This window comes from Prevotella sp. MA2016, assembly GCF_000619825.1.
Classification (GTDB): Bacteria; Bacteroidota; Bacteroidia; order Bacteroidales; family Bacteroidaceae; genus Prevotella.
This window is the reverse complement of the sequence record NZ_JHUW01000009.1, coordinates 194787-211318: the sequence shown is the minus strand read 5'-3', so window position 1 is coordinate 211318 and position 16532 is coordinate 194787. Positions and strand designations below refer to the sequence as shown.

At 48.7% G+C, this 16532-nt stretch carries 13 protein-coding genes; 9 read left to right on the top strand and 4 right to left on the bottom strand.

Annotated elements, in window-relative coordinates:
* Positions 1-10: 10 nt before the first annotated feature.
* The gene (locus T360_RS0106905) at positions 11-667 is read right to left on the bottom strand and encodes a hypothetical protein (protein ID WP_028912137.1); all 657 of its coding nucleotides are present in this window, start codon (positions 665-667) and stop codon (positions 11-13) included.
* A 60-nt stretch (positions 668-727) separates the two neighbouring features.
* Positions 728-2044: an ATP-binding protein gene (locus T360_RS0106900; protein WP_028912136.1), complete on the bottom strand. Its 1317-nt coding sequence runs from the start codon at positions 2042-2044 to the stop codon at positions 728-730.
* Positions 2045-2565: 521 nt separating this feature from the next.
* Here T360_RS0106900 and T360_RS0106890 point away from each other — a divergent pair.
* From T360_RS0106890 to T360_RS0106850, 9 genes are all read left to right on the top strand, one after another.
* A complete protein-coding gene (locus T360_RS0106890; RefSeq protein ID WP_028912135.1) occupies positions 2566-2859 on the top strand; it encodes a hypothetical protein in 294 nt (97 codons plus the stop codon).
* Positions 2860-2983: 124 nt separating this feature from the next.
* Positions 2984-3184: a hypothetical protein gene (locus T360_RS0106885; protein ID WP_155949410.1), complete on the top strand. Its 201-nt coding sequence runs from the start codon at positions 2984-2986 to the stop codon at positions 3182-3184.
* Between the two features lie 97 nt (positions 3185-3281).
* Positions 3282-4616 (top strand): anaerobic C4-dicarboxylate transporter family protein, encoded by a 1335-nt coding sequence (locus T360_RS0106880; protein ID WP_028912133.1) that lies wholly within the window; start codon positions 3282-3284, stop codon positions 4614-4616.
* 246 nt (positions 4617-4862) lie between these two features.
* Positions 4863-6260 (top strand): fibronectin type III domain-containing protein, encoded by a 1398-nt coding sequence (locus T360_RS0106875; protein WP_028912132.1) that lies wholly within the window; start codon positions 4863-4865, stop codon positions 6258-6260.
* A gap of 536 nt (positions 6261-6796) precedes the next feature.
* Positions 6797-9964, top strand: coding sequence for a CUB domain-containing protein (locus tag T360_RS0106870; RefSeq protein WP_197019281.1), 3168 nt, complete (start codon positions 6797-6799; stop codon positions 9962-9964).
* A 38-nt stretch (positions 9965-10002) separates the two neighbouring features.
* Positions 10003-10149 (top strand): hypothetical protein, encoded by a 147-nt coding sequence (locus T360_RS16155; RefSeq protein ID WP_155949406.1) that lies wholly within the window; start codon positions 10003-10005, stop codon positions 10147-10149.
* 194 nt (positions 10150-10343) lie between these two features.
* Positions 10344-11870 (top strand): 2,3-bisphosphoglycerate-independent phosphoglycerate mutase, encoded by a 1527-nt coding sequence (gene gpmI / locus T360_RS0106860; RefSeq protein ID WP_028912130.1) that lies wholly within the window; start codon positions 10344-10346, stop codon positions 11868-11870.
* Positions 11870-12535 (top strand): uracil-DNA glycosylase, encoded by a 666-nt coding sequence (locus T360_RS0106855; protein ID WP_028912129.1) that lies wholly within the window; start codon positions 11870-11872, stop codon positions 12533-12535. Before gpmI ends, T360_RS0106855 begins: the two co-directional genes overlap by 1 nt.
* A 45-nt stretch (positions 12536-12580) precedes the next feature.
* Entirely contained in the window at positions 12581-13213 is a 633-nt protein-coding gene (locus tag T360_RS0106850) for a DUF3109 family protein (protein ID WP_028912128.1), read from the top strand.
* Here the strand turns inward: T360_RS0106850 and T360_RS0106845 are convergent.
* Both T360_RS0106845 and T360_RS0106840 read right to left on the bottom strand, forming a co-directional pair.
* Positions 13208-14092 carry a helix-turn-helix domain-containing protein gene (locus tag T360_RS0106845; RefSeq protein WP_028912127.1) on the bottom strand — a complete coding sequence of 295 codons (885 nt, stop codon included), beginning with the start codon at positions 14090-14092 and terminating at the stop codon, positions 13208-13210. The genes T360_RS0106850 and T360_RS0106845 overlap by 6 nt on opposite strands.
* Complete coding sequence (locus T360_RS0106840) at positions 14086-16476, bottom strand: glycoside hydrolase N-terminal domain-containing protein (protein WP_028912126.1); 2391 nt, start codon at positions 16474-16476, stop codon at positions 14086-14088. Before T360_RS0106840 ends, T360_RS0106845 begins: the two co-directional genes overlap by 7 nt.
* Positions 16477-16532: the final 56 nt, after the last annotated feature.

Genomic DNA, 16532 nt, shown 5'->3' with positions numbered 1-16532 from the left:
ATAAAAATTATCACGGTCTTAATTTTCCTGCCTTTCGTATCTCCAACAGATAGTCATAGAGTATCTGTTGGGCTTTGGCTCTATAGGGAAGATGATTGTAGTTTCGACTCGAATGGCCAAATGATGCAACAGCTCCATAAGTTCGATTGTCCTCGCTATGAAGTTCGAAAACGTTATATCCAATGAAAGTATAAGCCCCAAAGTGAAAAAGAACTGTTGGATGATGTGCTATATCAATGACTTCAAAAAGCGGGACGGGCACTTCTGCATTTTTCTGATTTAACTCCTCGCAGACTTTGTTGAGCTCGGTTTGAAAGTGAATGATGTCAGTATAGTTGCTCACACCATCGTGAAATTCATATAGAATCTCGTAGCCGTCTTCGGTTTTTACATATACAGCGATTAGGTCATCAGGGTATTTCTGATTGAATTTCTCAGAGATGCGTTCCATGTCATGATCAAAACTATACCATGAACATCCAATTTCTGGGTCATAATTGGCATCGCTTATACACAGTATGTTGAGAGGTTCCCCATCGTACTGATAGACGGTTTCCTCTCTCAACTCAAAAGACAGTTTCTCTTCTTCAATAAGGGATTGAAGGTATAAAAGTTTCTGTTTGTCGTTATCGTATAGAAAAATGGAATGTCGTGAATAGTAGGCCATGTAATTCGTTTAACTGTTTGTTTTCTTCCAATGAAACTCGATAGTTCATGTCTTTTGTCCTTACATATCTTCAAGAGACAATGACCCGATATGAATCGTCATCTTACGAAGTTCGGGTGTCTGTTCCAAAACCTTGTCAACCTTTTCGCGGAAGGCATCTTCTTTGTAGCGGTAGCCTTGTTTTTTTAATTCATAGATCCACGCCTCTTTCTCGATGATGTCAACGACTATGAGGTCGATTTCGTTATCGCCTTTCCTGTCCCACCATTTTCCGACGATATAGCGGCCTTCTTCCTGGAATTTCTTCGTGAAGTAACGCTCCATCATCAGGCCTGACACTCCGCTGTAGTCGCGCTTGATAATATCGCCAAGTGCCTTCAGAGCCTTGTTCTCAACCAATGCCTGATACTTGTAGAAGAAGCGGAACCAGAATATCAGGAAGCAGTCGTTCAGCACATATCGTACCTTCTTACTGTTCTCCTTGGCAAAGATGGGCAGCGACTTGGTGATTACCTTATAATATTCCTCCAGCTTCACCAAATAGGAACCAATGTTGTTATTCTGAAGCTCGTTCTCTATCTCCGCCCGGGTTTTCATACCGCTGGCTATACAAGTCAGAATAGAGAAATAAGTGACATAATCTGTGCCGAACTCCTCGATGAGGATATTTCTTCCCTCATTGATAAAGGGTGAGTTTTCCTCAGTCAGTGCTGCCAGCATTTTGTTTTTGGTGGTCTTGTCCTTGTCAAGCAGCAGCGTGACATACCAGGGTACACCGCCTGTAATGCTATACAAAGCCAACAAGTCCTCCGGCGTATATTTCGGATTGAAGTCTGCCAGAATCTGCTTCAGCACATCGGTAGTAAACGGCTCAAGGGTCATCTTCTCGTCGGCACGTCCGAACAATGGTTCTTCCTTGTCTTCGAAGATCTTCGTCATCAGCGTGAATACCGAGCCGCTGATGATTAGGTTTAGGTGACTGGTGCGTTTGTGTAAGTCCCAGTCACGCTGAATGTCGCTGAAGATGGCAGGGTTTATCTTTAGGAAGTTCTGGAATTCGTCGATAACGAGTGTGAACGGACGACTCTCTGACAACTGGAGTACGAAGCGAAATATCTCAGAAAAAGTACTTGGTGTGCCAAGAATTGGTGCATCCAGCTTCTCGCGTATCTCACGTACATAGTCCTGGCACAGTAGCGTTTCAGCCTTCTTTCCCACAAAGAAATAAAGTACGGTGTCGTCACCGCATCGCTGTGAGAGCTCTGTCTTTCCAATACGTCTGCGTCCCATCAGCACCGTCATTCGTGCTTCGTGTCGGCTCTGCTGCAAAACCTCGTCAAGCACATGCCGTTCGTTTTCCCTATCGTAGAACTTCATATCTTAAAATAGTATTTGTTGTTACTGTAACCGTCATTACTTTTGCAAAGGTACAAAAATTATTCATACCAACAAGCAAAATGGGATAAAAACTTTCATTTTGTGTCCTTTTCTGTCTTTTGTAGATTCTGAAGGTGCTGGCAGTGTCGTTGTTGACAGTTGAAAGCCCTTAGAGATTTCTACTTGTCAACCTGTTTTTTCATTGCTTCTCTTGCAGCCTTAATTTTGTCACCGACTCTTTGGGCCTGCTCAGATATACCTATGCGTATGTATCTTGTTCCGTTCCCAAAGAGGAGAACCATTGCGCAACTTAGCAACCCTATCCAGTTTGTGGAACCATTTGCGTTCGTTTTCCGTGAACTTGATGCTATCCTTTTTCTTCTTCAGCAGCCTTTCATAAGTTTGTTCACCTCAAGGTTGGGACTTTTTTGTATTTAACAAAAAAATAACGTTCGGTTAACCCTTTTTGCCATCGAAAGTAGTTATCTTTGCACCGTCAATCAATAAATAAGAGATATAAAATGATGAAAGCAACGGATAAACAATCGATTATTATTGCATGCGTATTCCTTAGTGTGCCATTCCTCAACATGCTTCGTAACCTCCAGTTTATGGGGTGGGGCTATATGGTAGGCAGCGCATTCTATGTAGCATTGTTGTTCACCATGGCAGTTGTCTTAATTCAGTATGCCGCATCCAACGAGCAGATGCATTTTTCGACCGCATTGCTAAAGTGCGCCAGTAAATATTGGGCTTTCGCCTTTTCCTTCATGATGCTGATACTGGTGTTTATCAAATATGTTATAATGAGTTAGAAGCGAGAGGACCGGCATTCGTTGTGAATGTCGGTCCTCTTGTGGTTGGGGCTAAACCATCCTTACATGCTCTGACGAAGAAAGGATGTGGAATATGGCCGTAAACCATCTTGACGATGTGGAAATGCGGTCGAGAATCGTGGAGTTCTCCAAGTTTGCCGACTTGGGTATTGAGGATATAGAGAAAAGTGACAATCATATCCTTAGCCGACATCTGCAGTATGACACAAATGGAGCGGAAAAAGGTGAAACCAGCTTCCCATTCCTAAGCATGGAATCAGAAGGAACCATCAAGTATTTCTCTATGGTCTACATAGTTATTTAGTTTCTTACAATTTCCAAAGGTTTCAAAAAACCTACAAAATATTTGGAGTTTTCCTGTAAACGACGTATCTTTGCAGAGGAAATATATTAACCTGATTATGGCAACGCTTTTGATTCTTGCACAATTGGCTGTGGTGCTGGCGATGATTTTCGTCGGTGCTAAGGTAGGATCTATCGGTCTGGGTATCTATGGCATGGTGGGAGTGTTCATACTCGTGTTTTTCTTCGGGCTGGAGCCTGGTGTGATTCCTGTGGATGTGATGCTGATTATTGTAAGCGTTATCACGGCATCATCGGCGTTGCAGGCTGCTGGCGGACTGGATTATATGGTTAACGTGGCCGCTAAGTTCCTGAAGCGTCATCCTAGTCGTATCACCTTCTTTGCGCCGTTCGTAACGTGGCTGTTCTGTTTCTTAGCCGGAACGGCACATACCTGCTACGCGCTGCTGCCGATTATCTCTGAGATAGCATATAAGGAGAAGGTGCGCCCCGAACGGCCGCTGAGTGTGGCTACGGTGGCAGCCTCGCTGGGTATTACGAGTTCGCCGGTGTCGGCAGCTACGGCAGCCATCCTGTCGCAGTCGCTGCTCGGCGGTGCAGGCATCGGCATCCGCGAGATTATGCTTATCACGGTGCCCTCGTCGCTCATTGCCATCTTCGTGGCCGCTTTCGTGCAGAACTTTGTAGGTAAACCGATGGAGGAAGACCCTGAGTACCAGCGTCGCGTGCGTGAGGGCCTGATGGATATAGACCATCATGAGGATGACCCCGCCTCAGACTGCGAACATGAGAAGCGGAGCCGATGGGCTGTGCTTGCTTTTCTGTTTGGTGTGCTGCTGGTGGTGCTATTCGGCTCTATCCCTTCGTTCCGTCCGCACTTCCACGGCGAAGCTATGAGTATGAGCTATATCATTGAGATTGTGATGATGGGCATCGCTGCGCTGATCCTGCTGGTGGGCAAGGCCGAAGTGAGCGTGGCCGTTAAGGGTAATGTGTTTGCCTCGGGCATGAATGCCATGGTGGCTATTTTCGGTGTGGCATGGATGGGCAGCACGTTCTTCCTAGGCAATCACGAGGCTATCATGGGTTCGGTGAAGGGGCTCTTTACGTCTTATCCTGTCCTGTTCGGTATTCCGCTGTTTGTGTTCAGTATCATGCTGTTCTCGCAGGCGGCTACGGTCAAGACCCTCTATCCGGTGGGCTTGGCGCTGGGTGTGCCGCCACAGGTGCTGCTGGCCCTCTTCCCTGCTGTCAACGGCTATTTCTTCCTGCCCAACTACCCGACTGAGGTTGCGGCTATCGGTTTCGACCGTACCGGCACCACTTCTGTTGGCAAATACGTCATCAATCACTCCTTCCAGTTATCCGGTTTTATCACCACCTTTGTCTCTATCGGAGTCGGCTATCTGCTCTGTTGCTGCCTGCTCGGTTGAGGTCTGTAGGTTAATTCCTGCTGGCTGATTTTATTTTAAAGTGCTAAAAAATTCAAAAAGTGTCACTTTTTGCCGTAACAAGTTTAAAACCAATAATATAAGTAGGGTGATGGATGTTTCAAAAGTATCACTCTTAACAACAAAACAAATTGTTTTGTTGTGAGAGATATGGCAATTCCTGTGCAGATTTATCGGATATTATTTGGTGATTCGTGATTTTATGCTTATTTTTGTGGCCAAAATAATATGATGATGAACTTAAAAAACAATTATTTCTCAACAGCGCTGAGCACCATGTGCCTCTTTGCAGCCTTGCTGCTTGGTGTAACTACATCTTGTAAGAACGATCATGATGATGACCCGAACTTCGGTAAATATATTGTGACCAACAGTCCTAAGACCGTAGGTGCTACTTATGCTGAGCTGAGCGGTGAGTTCTATCCCGACAGGGTGCCCGCCTATCTCAACACGCATGGCTACGAGATGCGTCCTGGTATCGAACTCTCGCTCTCAGAGAACTTCGCCAAGGACCAATCGATGGCTACCTATATCAATGAGATGGAAAATAGTCATCTGGTGGCCACAGCCTATGGTTTGCTGCCCGCTACGCAGTACTATTACCGCATGTTTGTAGAGGTGGGCGAGATGCGCTATTATGCTGACAAGCAGTCGTTCACTACCCTGTCGGTAGAGTTGCCTTGCACCGTTGGCGATGTGACTGAGATCGATTTCGATTCGGCCGAGGTGCCTGTGAAGTTCACGCAGCAGCCTCCCACGTCGGCGATGGAGTTCATCAGCTATGGTGTGGCTTGCAGCACCGATAAGGATATCTTTGCCAAGACGCAAAGCATGGTGGATGCAAATGGTGAGTCTGTGAAGGGCATCCAGTTTGTATCAGTGCCCTTTAGCTTCCAGGATATGACCGCTCATGTTGGCAATCTTCAGTCTAACACCACCTATTATTATTGTGCCTATATCTCGGTGGGTAATGCCTATGCCTGCCAGTTCGGACCTGTCAAGAGTTTCGCTACCGGCAATCGCGATGGATTGATGACTGTGGATGAGGTGAATCCGAAGTTTGTTTGGGCCGAGGTGACTGGTACATCCAAGATTGCTGCATCTAAGCCCGGACTGCGATATGTTCTGATGTATGAGCGAATGATTGAAAACTGGCCGTTAAGGGATAAGGTAGATATGACACTCAGTGGCGACAAACTGTCGGCGCTGCTTCAGAACCTGTATCCCAACACACCTTACAAATGTTGGATTGTGGCCATGCAGGGTGATAAGACTGTGGCCGAAAGCGAAGTGAAGGAGTTCTCGACACGCAATCCTGCCGATGACATCAAGTTGGGCGATGCCACTGACGTCACCTCTACCACAGCTACCTTGAGTTGCGTGCTCGAAGGCGAGGGCTATGCCGCCGAGCAGTGGTGCACTATCAACTATGGTGAGGACAAAAACAACCTGCTGTTTAGTGCCAGTGCTTTCAAAAAGCAGGATGGTGATAAGATGGTTGTCACCCTAGAGAAGCTGAAGCCCAACACCACTTATTATTATCGAGGTTCAGCCATCTGTATTCTCAAAGAAGGGTGGGGCGAATGGTATAAATCAGAAATCAAGAGCTTCACAACGCTGCCATAAAGTGATCATGTTAAGATGTTTGAAAAGTCAGTAACTATACCCCTCAGAAACCGTGAGTTAACTCAAAACTCTCATTGAGTTAACTCAATACCCTTTCTGAGTTAACTCATCGCTAAAAATGAGCTTATACAAGAAAATCGCAACAGTATAGGATTGTTGCGATTTTTTATTTTGATGAATTTAGGTTGAATCTGAGTCCCAACTGCAGGTCCTGCTTTTTAGTGATCACGAGAACCGACCCCCTGATCAATCCGGATACGAAAATCCAAATAAAATGCGATTTAGATATAGTTTGTTAACAAATTTTTTGAGCACAATAACACCTTGTTTTGTTAAAAACATACCTAAAATGTGGTATTTTTTAAAAAAATGGGGGCCCTGCCAACCTTTTTAGGGGCCCTGCCAACCTCTAATTTGATATTTTTTTATAGATTTGCGCTCGGATTGTTCATTAGTATGTGTTTAAGTTTTATTTTTTTAACAAATATCACTATATGTATCACTTTACTCAACTATTTCAAAATTCATTCCGGGCAATGACGCACCTTGCAAAAATTGCCCCACCCACCGCCCATATAGGGCGATTGTTATTAACCCTGCTCTTGATGCTACTCACTACCTCTACGGCGTGGGCCGACAACGTGACGCTGACATCATCCACCACGTCGTGGACGGGCGGCAACACTTACGTGACCAACGGCGACGTGAACATCGCAGATCGTATTACCGTCACGGGCAATGTGACGCTCAAACTCACCGACGGCTACACCCTCACTGCACCGAATGGCATCGAGGTGAGAAAAGGTAACTCTCTGACCATCGAAGGTGGCACTAACGGCACTGGCACGCTGACCATTGAAGGAGGAACAAGAGCCGGTATCGGAGGTGGCTATAAAAAGTCAACCTATTCAGTTACATATCTAACCCAATACGGCGATATCACCATCAACGGCGGTATTGTCAACGTTCAGGGCGCTAATCAGTGCGCTGGTATCGGTGGTGATTTTAATAGCGAACTCACCGACAACGGCACCATCACCATCAACGGCGGCGTCGTCAACGCCACGGGTGGTACCGGGGCTGCTGGTATTGGTGGTGGCTGTGGCTCTAAGACTGGTGCCTATGGCGGCTGTGGTGCCATCGTTATCAATGGTGGACAGGTGACTGCTACCGGTGGCGGCGATGGTCCTGGTATAGGTCCGGGCAAAGACGTAGACGATAACACCAGCGGCTCGCTGGTCCTTGGCTGGACCAACACTTCGGATATCATCCAGGTCACAGGCGTGAAGTCCAACGTAACAGCTTATGGCTTCAGCCACCGTCTTAAAAGCATCAGCATCGCCGATGGCAAAAAGTTCAATCTTTCAGGTGGTGATGAGGAGGCTACCACCGATAATATCAAGAACAAGGTGAGCTTAAAACTCATTCCTAAGGGCAGTGAACAATACCAGCTTTCTGTTGCCACCATTTCGGGCATCAGCGCCTCGTACAATTTGACGGGCAGCGACCTCTACATCTCCTTTAGCGTGAGTGATGCCAAAAAAAATACGCTCACACTGGGCACTGACTATACTGCCACGCTCGGTACGACATCGCAGGAATCGACCACCATCCATATCACCGAAGGGGGCAAATACACGCTGACCATCAATGGCAAGGGCTCGTACACAGGTTCGAAGTCCATCGACTTCGAGGTTATTTCCATCGGCTTCAAGAAAGATGCCAATGGTGTTGACTACATCAACATGCCAAAGAACGGCATAAAAAATGCTACCATCCCCTCGGGCGTAAGCTCGTTTAAAGTGTATGATGATGGCGGCGCTAAGGCCAAATATAGCAACTCTTGTAATGGCGGTCTCGTTCTGATTGCTCCCGATAACCACGTCCTGCAGCTCACCGGCACGGTGACGGCGGAAGTGGTGGAAAATAAACTATATGACTACTTGATGGTGTATGATGGCGGCTCTACCTCTGCACAAAAGATTGGCGACAAGTATGGTAGTGAGTCAGGAGAGAACATCGGCACGCTCATCAGCAGCGGCACGCAGATGACACTCACCTTCCATAGTGACAACAACGGACCAAAAGATGGCCTCGACCTGACGGCTACGCTGAAGAGAGACATCAGAAGTTGTGACATCGCTAATATAGATGACCAGCCTTATACAGGTTCTGCATTCGAGCCTGCTGTGGTGATTACGTATGAGGGATCGGCACTTGTGAAGGATGTGGATTATGAGGTGACTTACAGCGCCAATACGATAGTTGGTACAGCAACCATCACTATTACCGGTAAGGGGAATTATGCTAAAACGACATCAAAAACATTCAATATCGTAAAAGCTACGCCCACAGTCTCAGCTCCGGCGGCTGTTGAAAACCTTGTATATGATGGCTCGGCACTGGCGCTTGTAAATGCTGGCACAACCGACTTCGGCACATTGCTTTACAGCACCGACGGCAATAATTATTCAAAGGACATCCCAACAGCAACGAATGCTGGAACTTATACCGTATATTATAAGGTGGCAGGCGATGCCAATCATAACGATGTTTCTGGTTCTATCGAGGTGACCATCGCCCAGAAGGCCGTGACTAGTGATGACATCACCATTACCATTCCATCGCAGACCTATACGGGCGGCGAGATATCCTTTGATGGAACAGCTGTTGTCGTAAAGGATGGCGAGACCGAGCTCACTGAGAATACCGACTACACCGTGACTGCTCCGAGTGGCCCAATCCAGGATTCTGGCAACTATACCTATACCATCACCGGTCAGGGCAATTATGCTGGCTCAAGAGAAGCGATGTTTACCATCACACCCCGCTTAGCAAGACAATATGGTGCAGTATATCTTTATGAAGACCAGAACGGACAAACGGCGTTATTAGACGGCACATCGGTAGATCCAGTCGATATTCCTTCTGATGATTACATAACCGTGAATCACGTGACCAGCAACCGCACATTCACTCCTGGCAAGGCATCTACGGTGATGCTGCCATTCAACTATACCTGCAATGGCGAAGAGGGTGGCACGTTCTATAAGTTTGTAGACGTAAAGAAAGTAAACAATCAGTGGGTTGCTACGATGCAGGAGACAGGCAATGACGCAAATAAAGAGGGCAAGCTGATTGCGAATACACCGTATCTGTTTATGCCTATAGCAACAGAAATGACGTTCCCCAATATCCCTTCCAAAGGTGTGACGCTCTGCACAGAAGAGGGCGGCAAATGTGAGACAGCTGATGAGGGCTGCCACTGGACCTTCAAGGGAACGTATGAATATAAGGAATGGATATCCGGCGGTGCAAACGCTGAGGAGATAGGCCGTGCCTACGGCTTTGCGGGTGTGGCGAAAGATGACATTGATGTAGGCGACTTCGTAAGAGTGGCTAGCGGTGCTAAGATTCTCCCGATGAGAGCATATCTGATATGGAACGGCAAGTCGAATTCGAACCGAGCCTTCACCCGTGGCGCAGCTGACACGGATGAGGAACTGCCAAAGAGCATCACCGTGCGCTTGGTAGGCTCAGTAGGTGGCGATGACGAGCAGACCACAGCTATCGGCACGCTCGACACCGAAACAGGTGAGATAGACTTTAGCGGCTGGTACGACATGAGCGGCCATAAGCTCAGCGGCAAGCCCACTAAGAAGGGTATCTATATCAATAATGGACGCAAAGTCGTAGTGAAGTAAATGTAAAAATGTAAAAATGAGAAAATGTAAATAAAGCAATGAAAAAGAAAGTATATAAGAAGCCAGAGATGCAAGTAGTTATTCTGCAGCATCAGGCAAACCTATTGGTAGGCAGTAGTAAAGGTGGTAATGCCGATCCCACCGATGATAAATATATATCGGATTACAATGACGTCCTCGGATAATTATTGTGAAAGGGCAAAACTCATATGGGTTTTGCCCTTACTATTCTATTTATGAAAAACATCTCATACTCAATGATTTGATTAATTATTGGCGACAAAGGTAAAATTTAATATGAATATGAAATATGAATTGCAAATTTTTTTGTAACTTTGCACGCGATTTATAGAACGTACGTTTAAAAAGTAATATGATTATGGCAAAGAAAGCACTTTTGATGATTCTCGATGGATGGGGAATCGGTAAGCATGGTAAGGGTGACGTGATCTACAATACACCTACTCCTTACCTCGATTTGTTGACAGCTACATCAGCTCACTCTCAGCTCCAGGCTTCTGGTGAGGACGTTGGTCTGCCCGACGGACAGATGGGTAACTCTGAGGTGGGTCACCTGAACATCGGTGCCGGTCGCATCGTGTATCAGGACCTCGTAAAGATCAACCGCGCCTGCAAGGACGGTTCTATCGTTGAGAATCCTCAGGTAAAGGCTGCTTATACCTATGCCAAGGAAAATAATAAGAAACTGCACCTGATGGGTCTTTGCTCTGACGGTGGTGTGCACTCTAGCCTCGACCACCTGTTCAAACTCATCGAGGTGGGTAAGCACTACGGTCTGAAGAACCAGACCTTCGTTCACTGCTTCATGGACGGTCGTGATACCGACCCCAAGAGCGGTAAGGGCTTCATCGAGCAGGTGACAAAGGTTTGTGCCGACAACGACGCTGCCATCGCCAGCATCGTAGGTCGTTTCTACGCTATGGACCGCGACAAGCGCTGGGAGCGCGTGAAGGAGGGCTATGACCTGATCGTGAACGGTACTGGTAAGCAGGCTACTGATATGGTGAAGGCCGTAGAGGAGAGCTATGCCGACGGCGTGACCGACGAGTTTATCAAGCCAATCCACAACAGCAGCGTGAACGGCTGCATCGAGGAGGGCGACGTGGTGATCTTCATCAACTTCCGTAACGACCGTGCCAAGGAGCTCACCATCGTGCTCACACAGCAGGATATGCCAGAGCAGGGCATGAAGACTATCCCCGGTCTGCAGTACTACTGCATGACTCCATACGACGCTAGCTTCACTGGCGTGAACATTCTCTTCCCTAAGGAGAACGTAGAGAACACCCTGGGTGAGTATCTCTCACAGCAGGGTAAGAAGCAGTTGCACACTGCCGAGACTGAGAAGTATGCGCACGTAACCTTCTTCTTCAACGGTGGTCGCGAGCAGCCTTACGAGGGTGAGGACCGCATCCTGGTGCCAAGTCCAAAGGTGGCTACCTACGACCTGAAGCCTGAGATGAGCGCCTTCGAGGTGAAGGATAAGCTGGTGGCTGCTATCAACGAGGCTAAGTACGACTTCATCGTGGTGAACTTCGCTAACGGTGATATGGTGGGCCACACTGGTATCTACAACGCTATTGCCAAGGCCGTTTGGGCTGTTGACAACTGCGTGAAGGACGTGATCGAGGCTGCTAAGGCCAACGACTACGAGGCTATCATCATTGCCGACCACGGTAATGCCGACAACGCTATCAATGCCGATGGTACTCCAAACACCGCTCACTCACTGAACCCCGTGCCTTTCATCTACGTAACCAACAACAACTCGGCTACTGTTAAGGACGGTCGTCTGGCCGACGTGGCTCCTTCAATCCTGCATATCATGGGTCTGGAGCAGCCTGCCGACATGACTGGTGAGAACCTGATCTGCGACAATAAATAATGAATGTTCAGATAGAACCAAGCTGGAAGCAGTATTTACTTGGTGAGTTCGACAAAGACTATTTTGTCGGGCTCACCAATTCTGTTCGTGCAGAGTATCAGCAATATACCTGCTATCCGCCGGGCAAACTGATTTTTAATGCCTTCAACCTGTGTCCGTTCGACCAGGTGAAAGTGGTGATTATCGGTCAGGACCCTTATCATGAGCCAGGACAGGCCCACGGACTGAGTTTCTCGGTGCAGGACGGCATTCCCTTTCCGCCATCGCTGCAGAATATCTTTAAGGAGATTCAGGCCGACCTGGGTACGCCTATCCCTACATCGGGCAATCTTTCCCGCTGGGCCGAGCAAGGTGTGCTACTGCTGAATGCGTCGCTGACGGTGCGAGCCCATCAGGCTAACAGTCACTCGCAGCTGGGTTGGCAGAAGTTTACCGATGCCGCTATACAGGTGTTGGCTCAGAACCGCCAGCATCTGGTGTATATGCTGTGGGGCGGTTATGCCCGCAGTAAGGCGTATATGATAGACAAGCAGAACAATCTGGTGCTGGAGAGTGTGCACCCATCGCCCCTGAGCGCCAATCGTGGTGGCTGGTTCGGTCAGCATCAGTTCTCCCGCTGCAATGCCTATCTCGAACAAAACGGTATGACTCCCATAACCTGGTAATCATACCTCTCAGTTCTCAGTTCTCAATATTTAACTCTTAATAAATTGAATACTCTTCCTCCAATCATACAAGTAGGCGACGTATTGCTCTCGTCAGAGATCCTGACGGAGAAGTTCTGTTGCGACCTGAGCGTTTGCAAAGGTGAATGCTGTGTAGAGGGCGACGCTGGCGCCCCTGTAACGATGGATGAGATTGCTGCCATCGAAACATGTGTAGATACCGTTTGGGACGACCTCTCGGCATCGGCCCAAGCTGTGATAGATAAACAAGGTGTGGCCTATACCGATCAAGAGGGTGACCTGGTGACGAGTATCGTAGGCGGTAAAGACTGTGTGTTTACTTACTATGGCGATATAGAGGACTGGAATACCCATCTGCCCATTAAGAACTGCTGCCTGTGTGCATTAGAAAAGGCTTACAGAGCTGGGCGTACCCAATTCTGCAAGCCTATCAGTTGTGCGCTCTATCCCATCCGCGAAAAGAAGCTGGGCGGCGGTCTCGTGGGTCTGAACTACAACCGCTGGAACGTGTGCAAGATGGCCATTGCCAAAGGCATCCAGGAGAATCTGCTGCTCTATCAGTTTCTGCGCGATCCACTCATTCGTCGGTTTGGTGAGGCGTGGTATCAGGAGTTGCTGGATACCGTGAGCCAGCTGAAAGAGCAGGGCTACCTATAATTTGCGATAGGCCGAGGGCGTCATGCCCACATGCTCTTTAAAGTATTTACCTAAGAAACTCTGATTGGGGAAGTTCATCTCCTCGGTGATTTCCTTGATGGTTTTGCTCGTGTTCTTTAGCATCACGCGCAGCTCCATCGTAACGTAGTCTTCTATCCACTCTACAGCTGTGCGGTCGCTGATGCGCTTCACAGCCTGTGACAGGTATTTGGGTGTGATGCACTGTTGCTGAGCATACCAGCTGACGCGGCGCTCACGCTTACAATTCTCTTCCACCATCTTCAGGAACTTGGTGAACACCTTTTCCGAGCGTAGCAGCGACTCGTCGAAGTCCTTCACGCGATATATCACATTGCCCACATCGTAGAACATGGCTAGCATCAGCGTGCGAATCAGGTCCTTGCGGAAGTGGTTGTGGTTGTCGTTAATCTTCTGTTTGATAACCTGAAAATACTCCTTAAAGGTGGTAATCTCATCCTTATTAAGTTTCATCACGGGTTGCATGCGGGCAAACACAAACAGCGAAGTCACGTCGTGTACACTCTTGATTATCTCGTGAAAGAAGTCGACGCTCATCATGATGCATAGTCCTTCCATATCGGGCGAAGGTTGATACTCATCGATGATGTGGCGCTCGCTGGCCACCAGCATCTCGCCTGCATGCACAATCAGCTCTTTGGTGTCCATGGTGTATCTGATAGTGCCCTTGGTGCAAAGGCCTATCAGGATGAAGTTCATCTTTCTGGGTTCACTGGGCATCGGCGCCAAGTGTATCTGATCAGACAACAGCAGGTCGTTGTCGAGTGTTACCGACCCTTCCCAGCGCTTGGCCTTCTCCCAGTCGGTACTTTGAATTTCTGGCTTTTGTTTCTTTACCATGTCTTGATGTTTTGGGTCTGACCGGCTTTGATCTTCACCGTCTTTTGCTGACCATTATACAATAGGCTGATGGTGCCTGTTTTCTTGGCTGTGATGCTGCATGAGCGCACCTTGCGGCCCTTCCACTCAAACGATACTTCAAAACCGCCACGGGCGCAAAGACCGCTGACGGCACCTTCGCTCCACTGTTCAGGACAGGCGGGCAGCAGCTCGATAGTGGCTTTGTTGCCGTTCAGTGTAGATTGCATCAGCATCTCGCACACGCCTGCTGTGCCACCAAAGTTACCATCAATCTGGAAAGGTGGGTGGGCATCAAACAGGTTGGGGTAGGTGCCACCGCCTTTGTGCCATTCCTTCCAGTCGGTCTTCTTCGATCCGCGTGGGGCAATAGGCGTGAGCAGCTTCTGATAGATATGGTAGGCCTGCTCAGCATTATGCAGACGGGCCCAGAGGTTGATGCGCCAGCCGGTGCTCCAGCCTGTGGTCTTGTCGCCCTTAATCTCCAGCGAACGCTCGCAAGCCTTTAGTAATTCAACTGTAAACTGTCCACTGACAATGTGGTTACCAGGATACAGCCCGATGAGGTGGCTCTGGTGGCGGTGCTGGAAGTCCCAATCATCCCAGTCGTAATACCACTCGTTCAGGTCGCCCATATGACCGATGGTGTAGGGATGCAGCTTGGCTAGGGCCTGCTCCATCTCCTTGTTCTTCAGTCCGAGCACCTTACCGGCAGCGATGGTGTTGATAAACAGCTCGCGGATGATGGCCAGATCGGCAGTACCGCCATAGCAGGTGGTGCCGTGATAGCCCTTGTCATTCTTATACTCGTTCTCAGGCGATGTGCTGGGGGCTGTAATCAGCTCGCCTGGCTGCTTGGGATTCTCGATGAGCCAGTTCAGACAGAAGTCGGCAGCGCCTTTCATCAGCGGATAGGCAATATTCTTCAGGTAGGTCTTATCCTGTGTGAACTGATAGCGCTCCCAGAGGGTGTTCACCAGCCAAGCACCGCCCAGGTTCCAGTTGCTCCATTCGGGGCTCTCGTTCTTTTCGCCTACGGGGTTGGTCATAGCCCAGATATCGCTGTTGTGGCTCGAGCACCAACCTTTACCTATGTTGTAATAGTTCTTGGCGGTGTAGGCTCCATTGGCAGCCAGACCAGCTATAAAACCATCCAGCGGCTCTGCCATCTCGGCCATATTAGCCACAAAGGCAGGCCAGTAGTTCTCTTCGAGATTGATGTTCACCGTATAATTGCCACGCCAAGGCGACCACAGCTGTGGTGCCCAGAGTCCCTGCAGATTAGCAGGCACATTCTTAGTGCGCGAGCAGGAAATCAGCAGATAGCGACCGAACTGGAAGTAGAGTTCCTCGAGATAGGGTGTCGGCTCGTTGCCATTGGTATAGGCCAGCAGCAGCTCGTCGGTAGTGCGGCGCTCTTTGGCGCCAGGCAGGTCATTGGGGTTGCGGCGGTCCTTGTTCAGACAGATTTTCACGCGGTCGTAGATAGCTTTGTAGTCAGCCAGATGGCGGGCGTAGAACTCATCGTAGCTCAGGTTCTGCGTGTGCCAGAGGTCGTTGGCTGCCATCTCCAGATAGTTGGCTCCCTCGCGAACAGGATGCTTGTCGAAACCGTTAAAACTGGTCTCGTTGACGATATAGATGATAGCCTCTTTGGCCTTGGTGATGGTGAGCGATGAGTCGCTGGCTGCCATCTCGCCATCGGTCTGCACGCGCAGCATGGTGCAGAAATGGGTGCTCTCCTGAGGGTCGCCTGTGGCATGACCTGTCATCGTGAGCTGTCCCAGCGTGCTCTTCACCTTATGAGGCACTTGGGCGGTGAGCGCTATCTGACAGTTGATGTCGCCGCGCAGGCGGATAGCCATCAGTTTGTCGGGGTTCGAGGCGAAATATTCGCGGGTGATGAGGCGCCCATCGCGCTTGTAGCTATCGCGAACGATGGCCGAGTCGATATTCAGCGTGCGCTGGTAATCCTTGATCTCGCCCAAACCTAAGTCCTTGATATGCAGTGTGCCCAAAGGCTGGTAGTACTGCGAGTTGGGACCCTGAACGTGCAGTTGCAGCGAGTCGGCTAGGGCATAGTTCTCGTTAAACAGCGCCTTGCGAATCTCTGGTATCCACTTGTGGGCATCGGCATCCAGGTTGCGATTCACAGGCTTGCCCGTCCATAGCGTGATGTCGTTCAGATAGATCACGTTGTCATCGCTGCCGCCATAGATGAGTGCGCCCATCTTTCCGTTACCGATAGGTAGCGACTCTTCGAAGAAGGTGGCGGGTTTGTTGTACTGCAGCACCATCGGCGCTTGTTCCTGAGCCATACTTGTCAGGCAGGAAAATGCCGACAATATCAGATATTTTTTATTCATTTTCTTGTTTTTATTCGATTCTGTTTGCAAAGATACAAAAAAGTTCGTATATTTGC

Bases quoted from the DNA above. Each gene is read 5' to 3' on its own strand.
- T360_RS0106870 (WP_197019281.1), top strand. From the start codon at position 6,797: ATGACGCACCTTGCAAAAATTGCCCCACCCACCGCCCATATAGGGCGA.
- T360_RS0106880 (WP_028912133.1), top strand. From the start codon at position 3,282: ATGGCAACGCTTTTGATTCTTGCACAATTGGCTGTGGTGCTGGCGATG.
- T360_RS0106905 (WP_028912137.1), bottom strand. From the start codon at position 667: ATGGCCTACTATTCACGACATTCCATTTTTCTATACGATAACGACAAA.
- T360_RS0106855 (WP_028912129.1), top strand. From the start codon at position 11,870: ATGAATGTTCAGATAGAACCAAGCTGGAAGCAGTATTTACTTGGTGAG.
- T360_RS0106890 (WP_028912135.1), top strand. From the start codon at position 2,566: ATGATGAAAGCAACGGATAAACAATCGATTATTATTGCATGCGTATTC.
- T360_RS0106900 (WP_028912136.1), bottom strand. From the start codon at position 2,044: ATGAAGTTCTACGATAGGGAAAACGAACGGCATGTGCTTGACGAGGTT.
- T360_RS0106885 (WP_155949410.1), top strand. From the start codon at position 2,984: ATGCGGTCGAGAATCGTGGAGTTCTCCAAGTTTGCCGACTTGGGTATT.
- T360_RS0106845 (WP_028912127.1), bottom strand. From the start codon at position 14,092: ATGGTAAAGAAACAAAAGCCAGAAATTCAAAGTACCGACTGGGAGAAG.
- T360_RS0106840 (WP_028912126.1), bottom strand. From the start codon at position 16,476: ATGAATAAAAAATATCTGATATTGTCGGCATTTTCCTGCCTGACAAGT.
- T360_RS0106875 (WP_028912132.1), top strand. From the start codon at position 4,863: ATGATGATGAACTTAAAAAACAATTATTTCTCAACAGCGCTGAGCACC.
- gpmI (WP_028912130.1), top strand. From the start codon at position 10,344: ATGGCAAAGAAAGCACTTTTGATGATTCTCGATGGATGGGGAATCGGT.
- T360_RS16155 (WP_155949406.1), top strand. From the start codon at position 10,003: ATGAAAAAGAAAGTATATAAGAAGCCAGAGATGCAAGTAGTTATTCTG.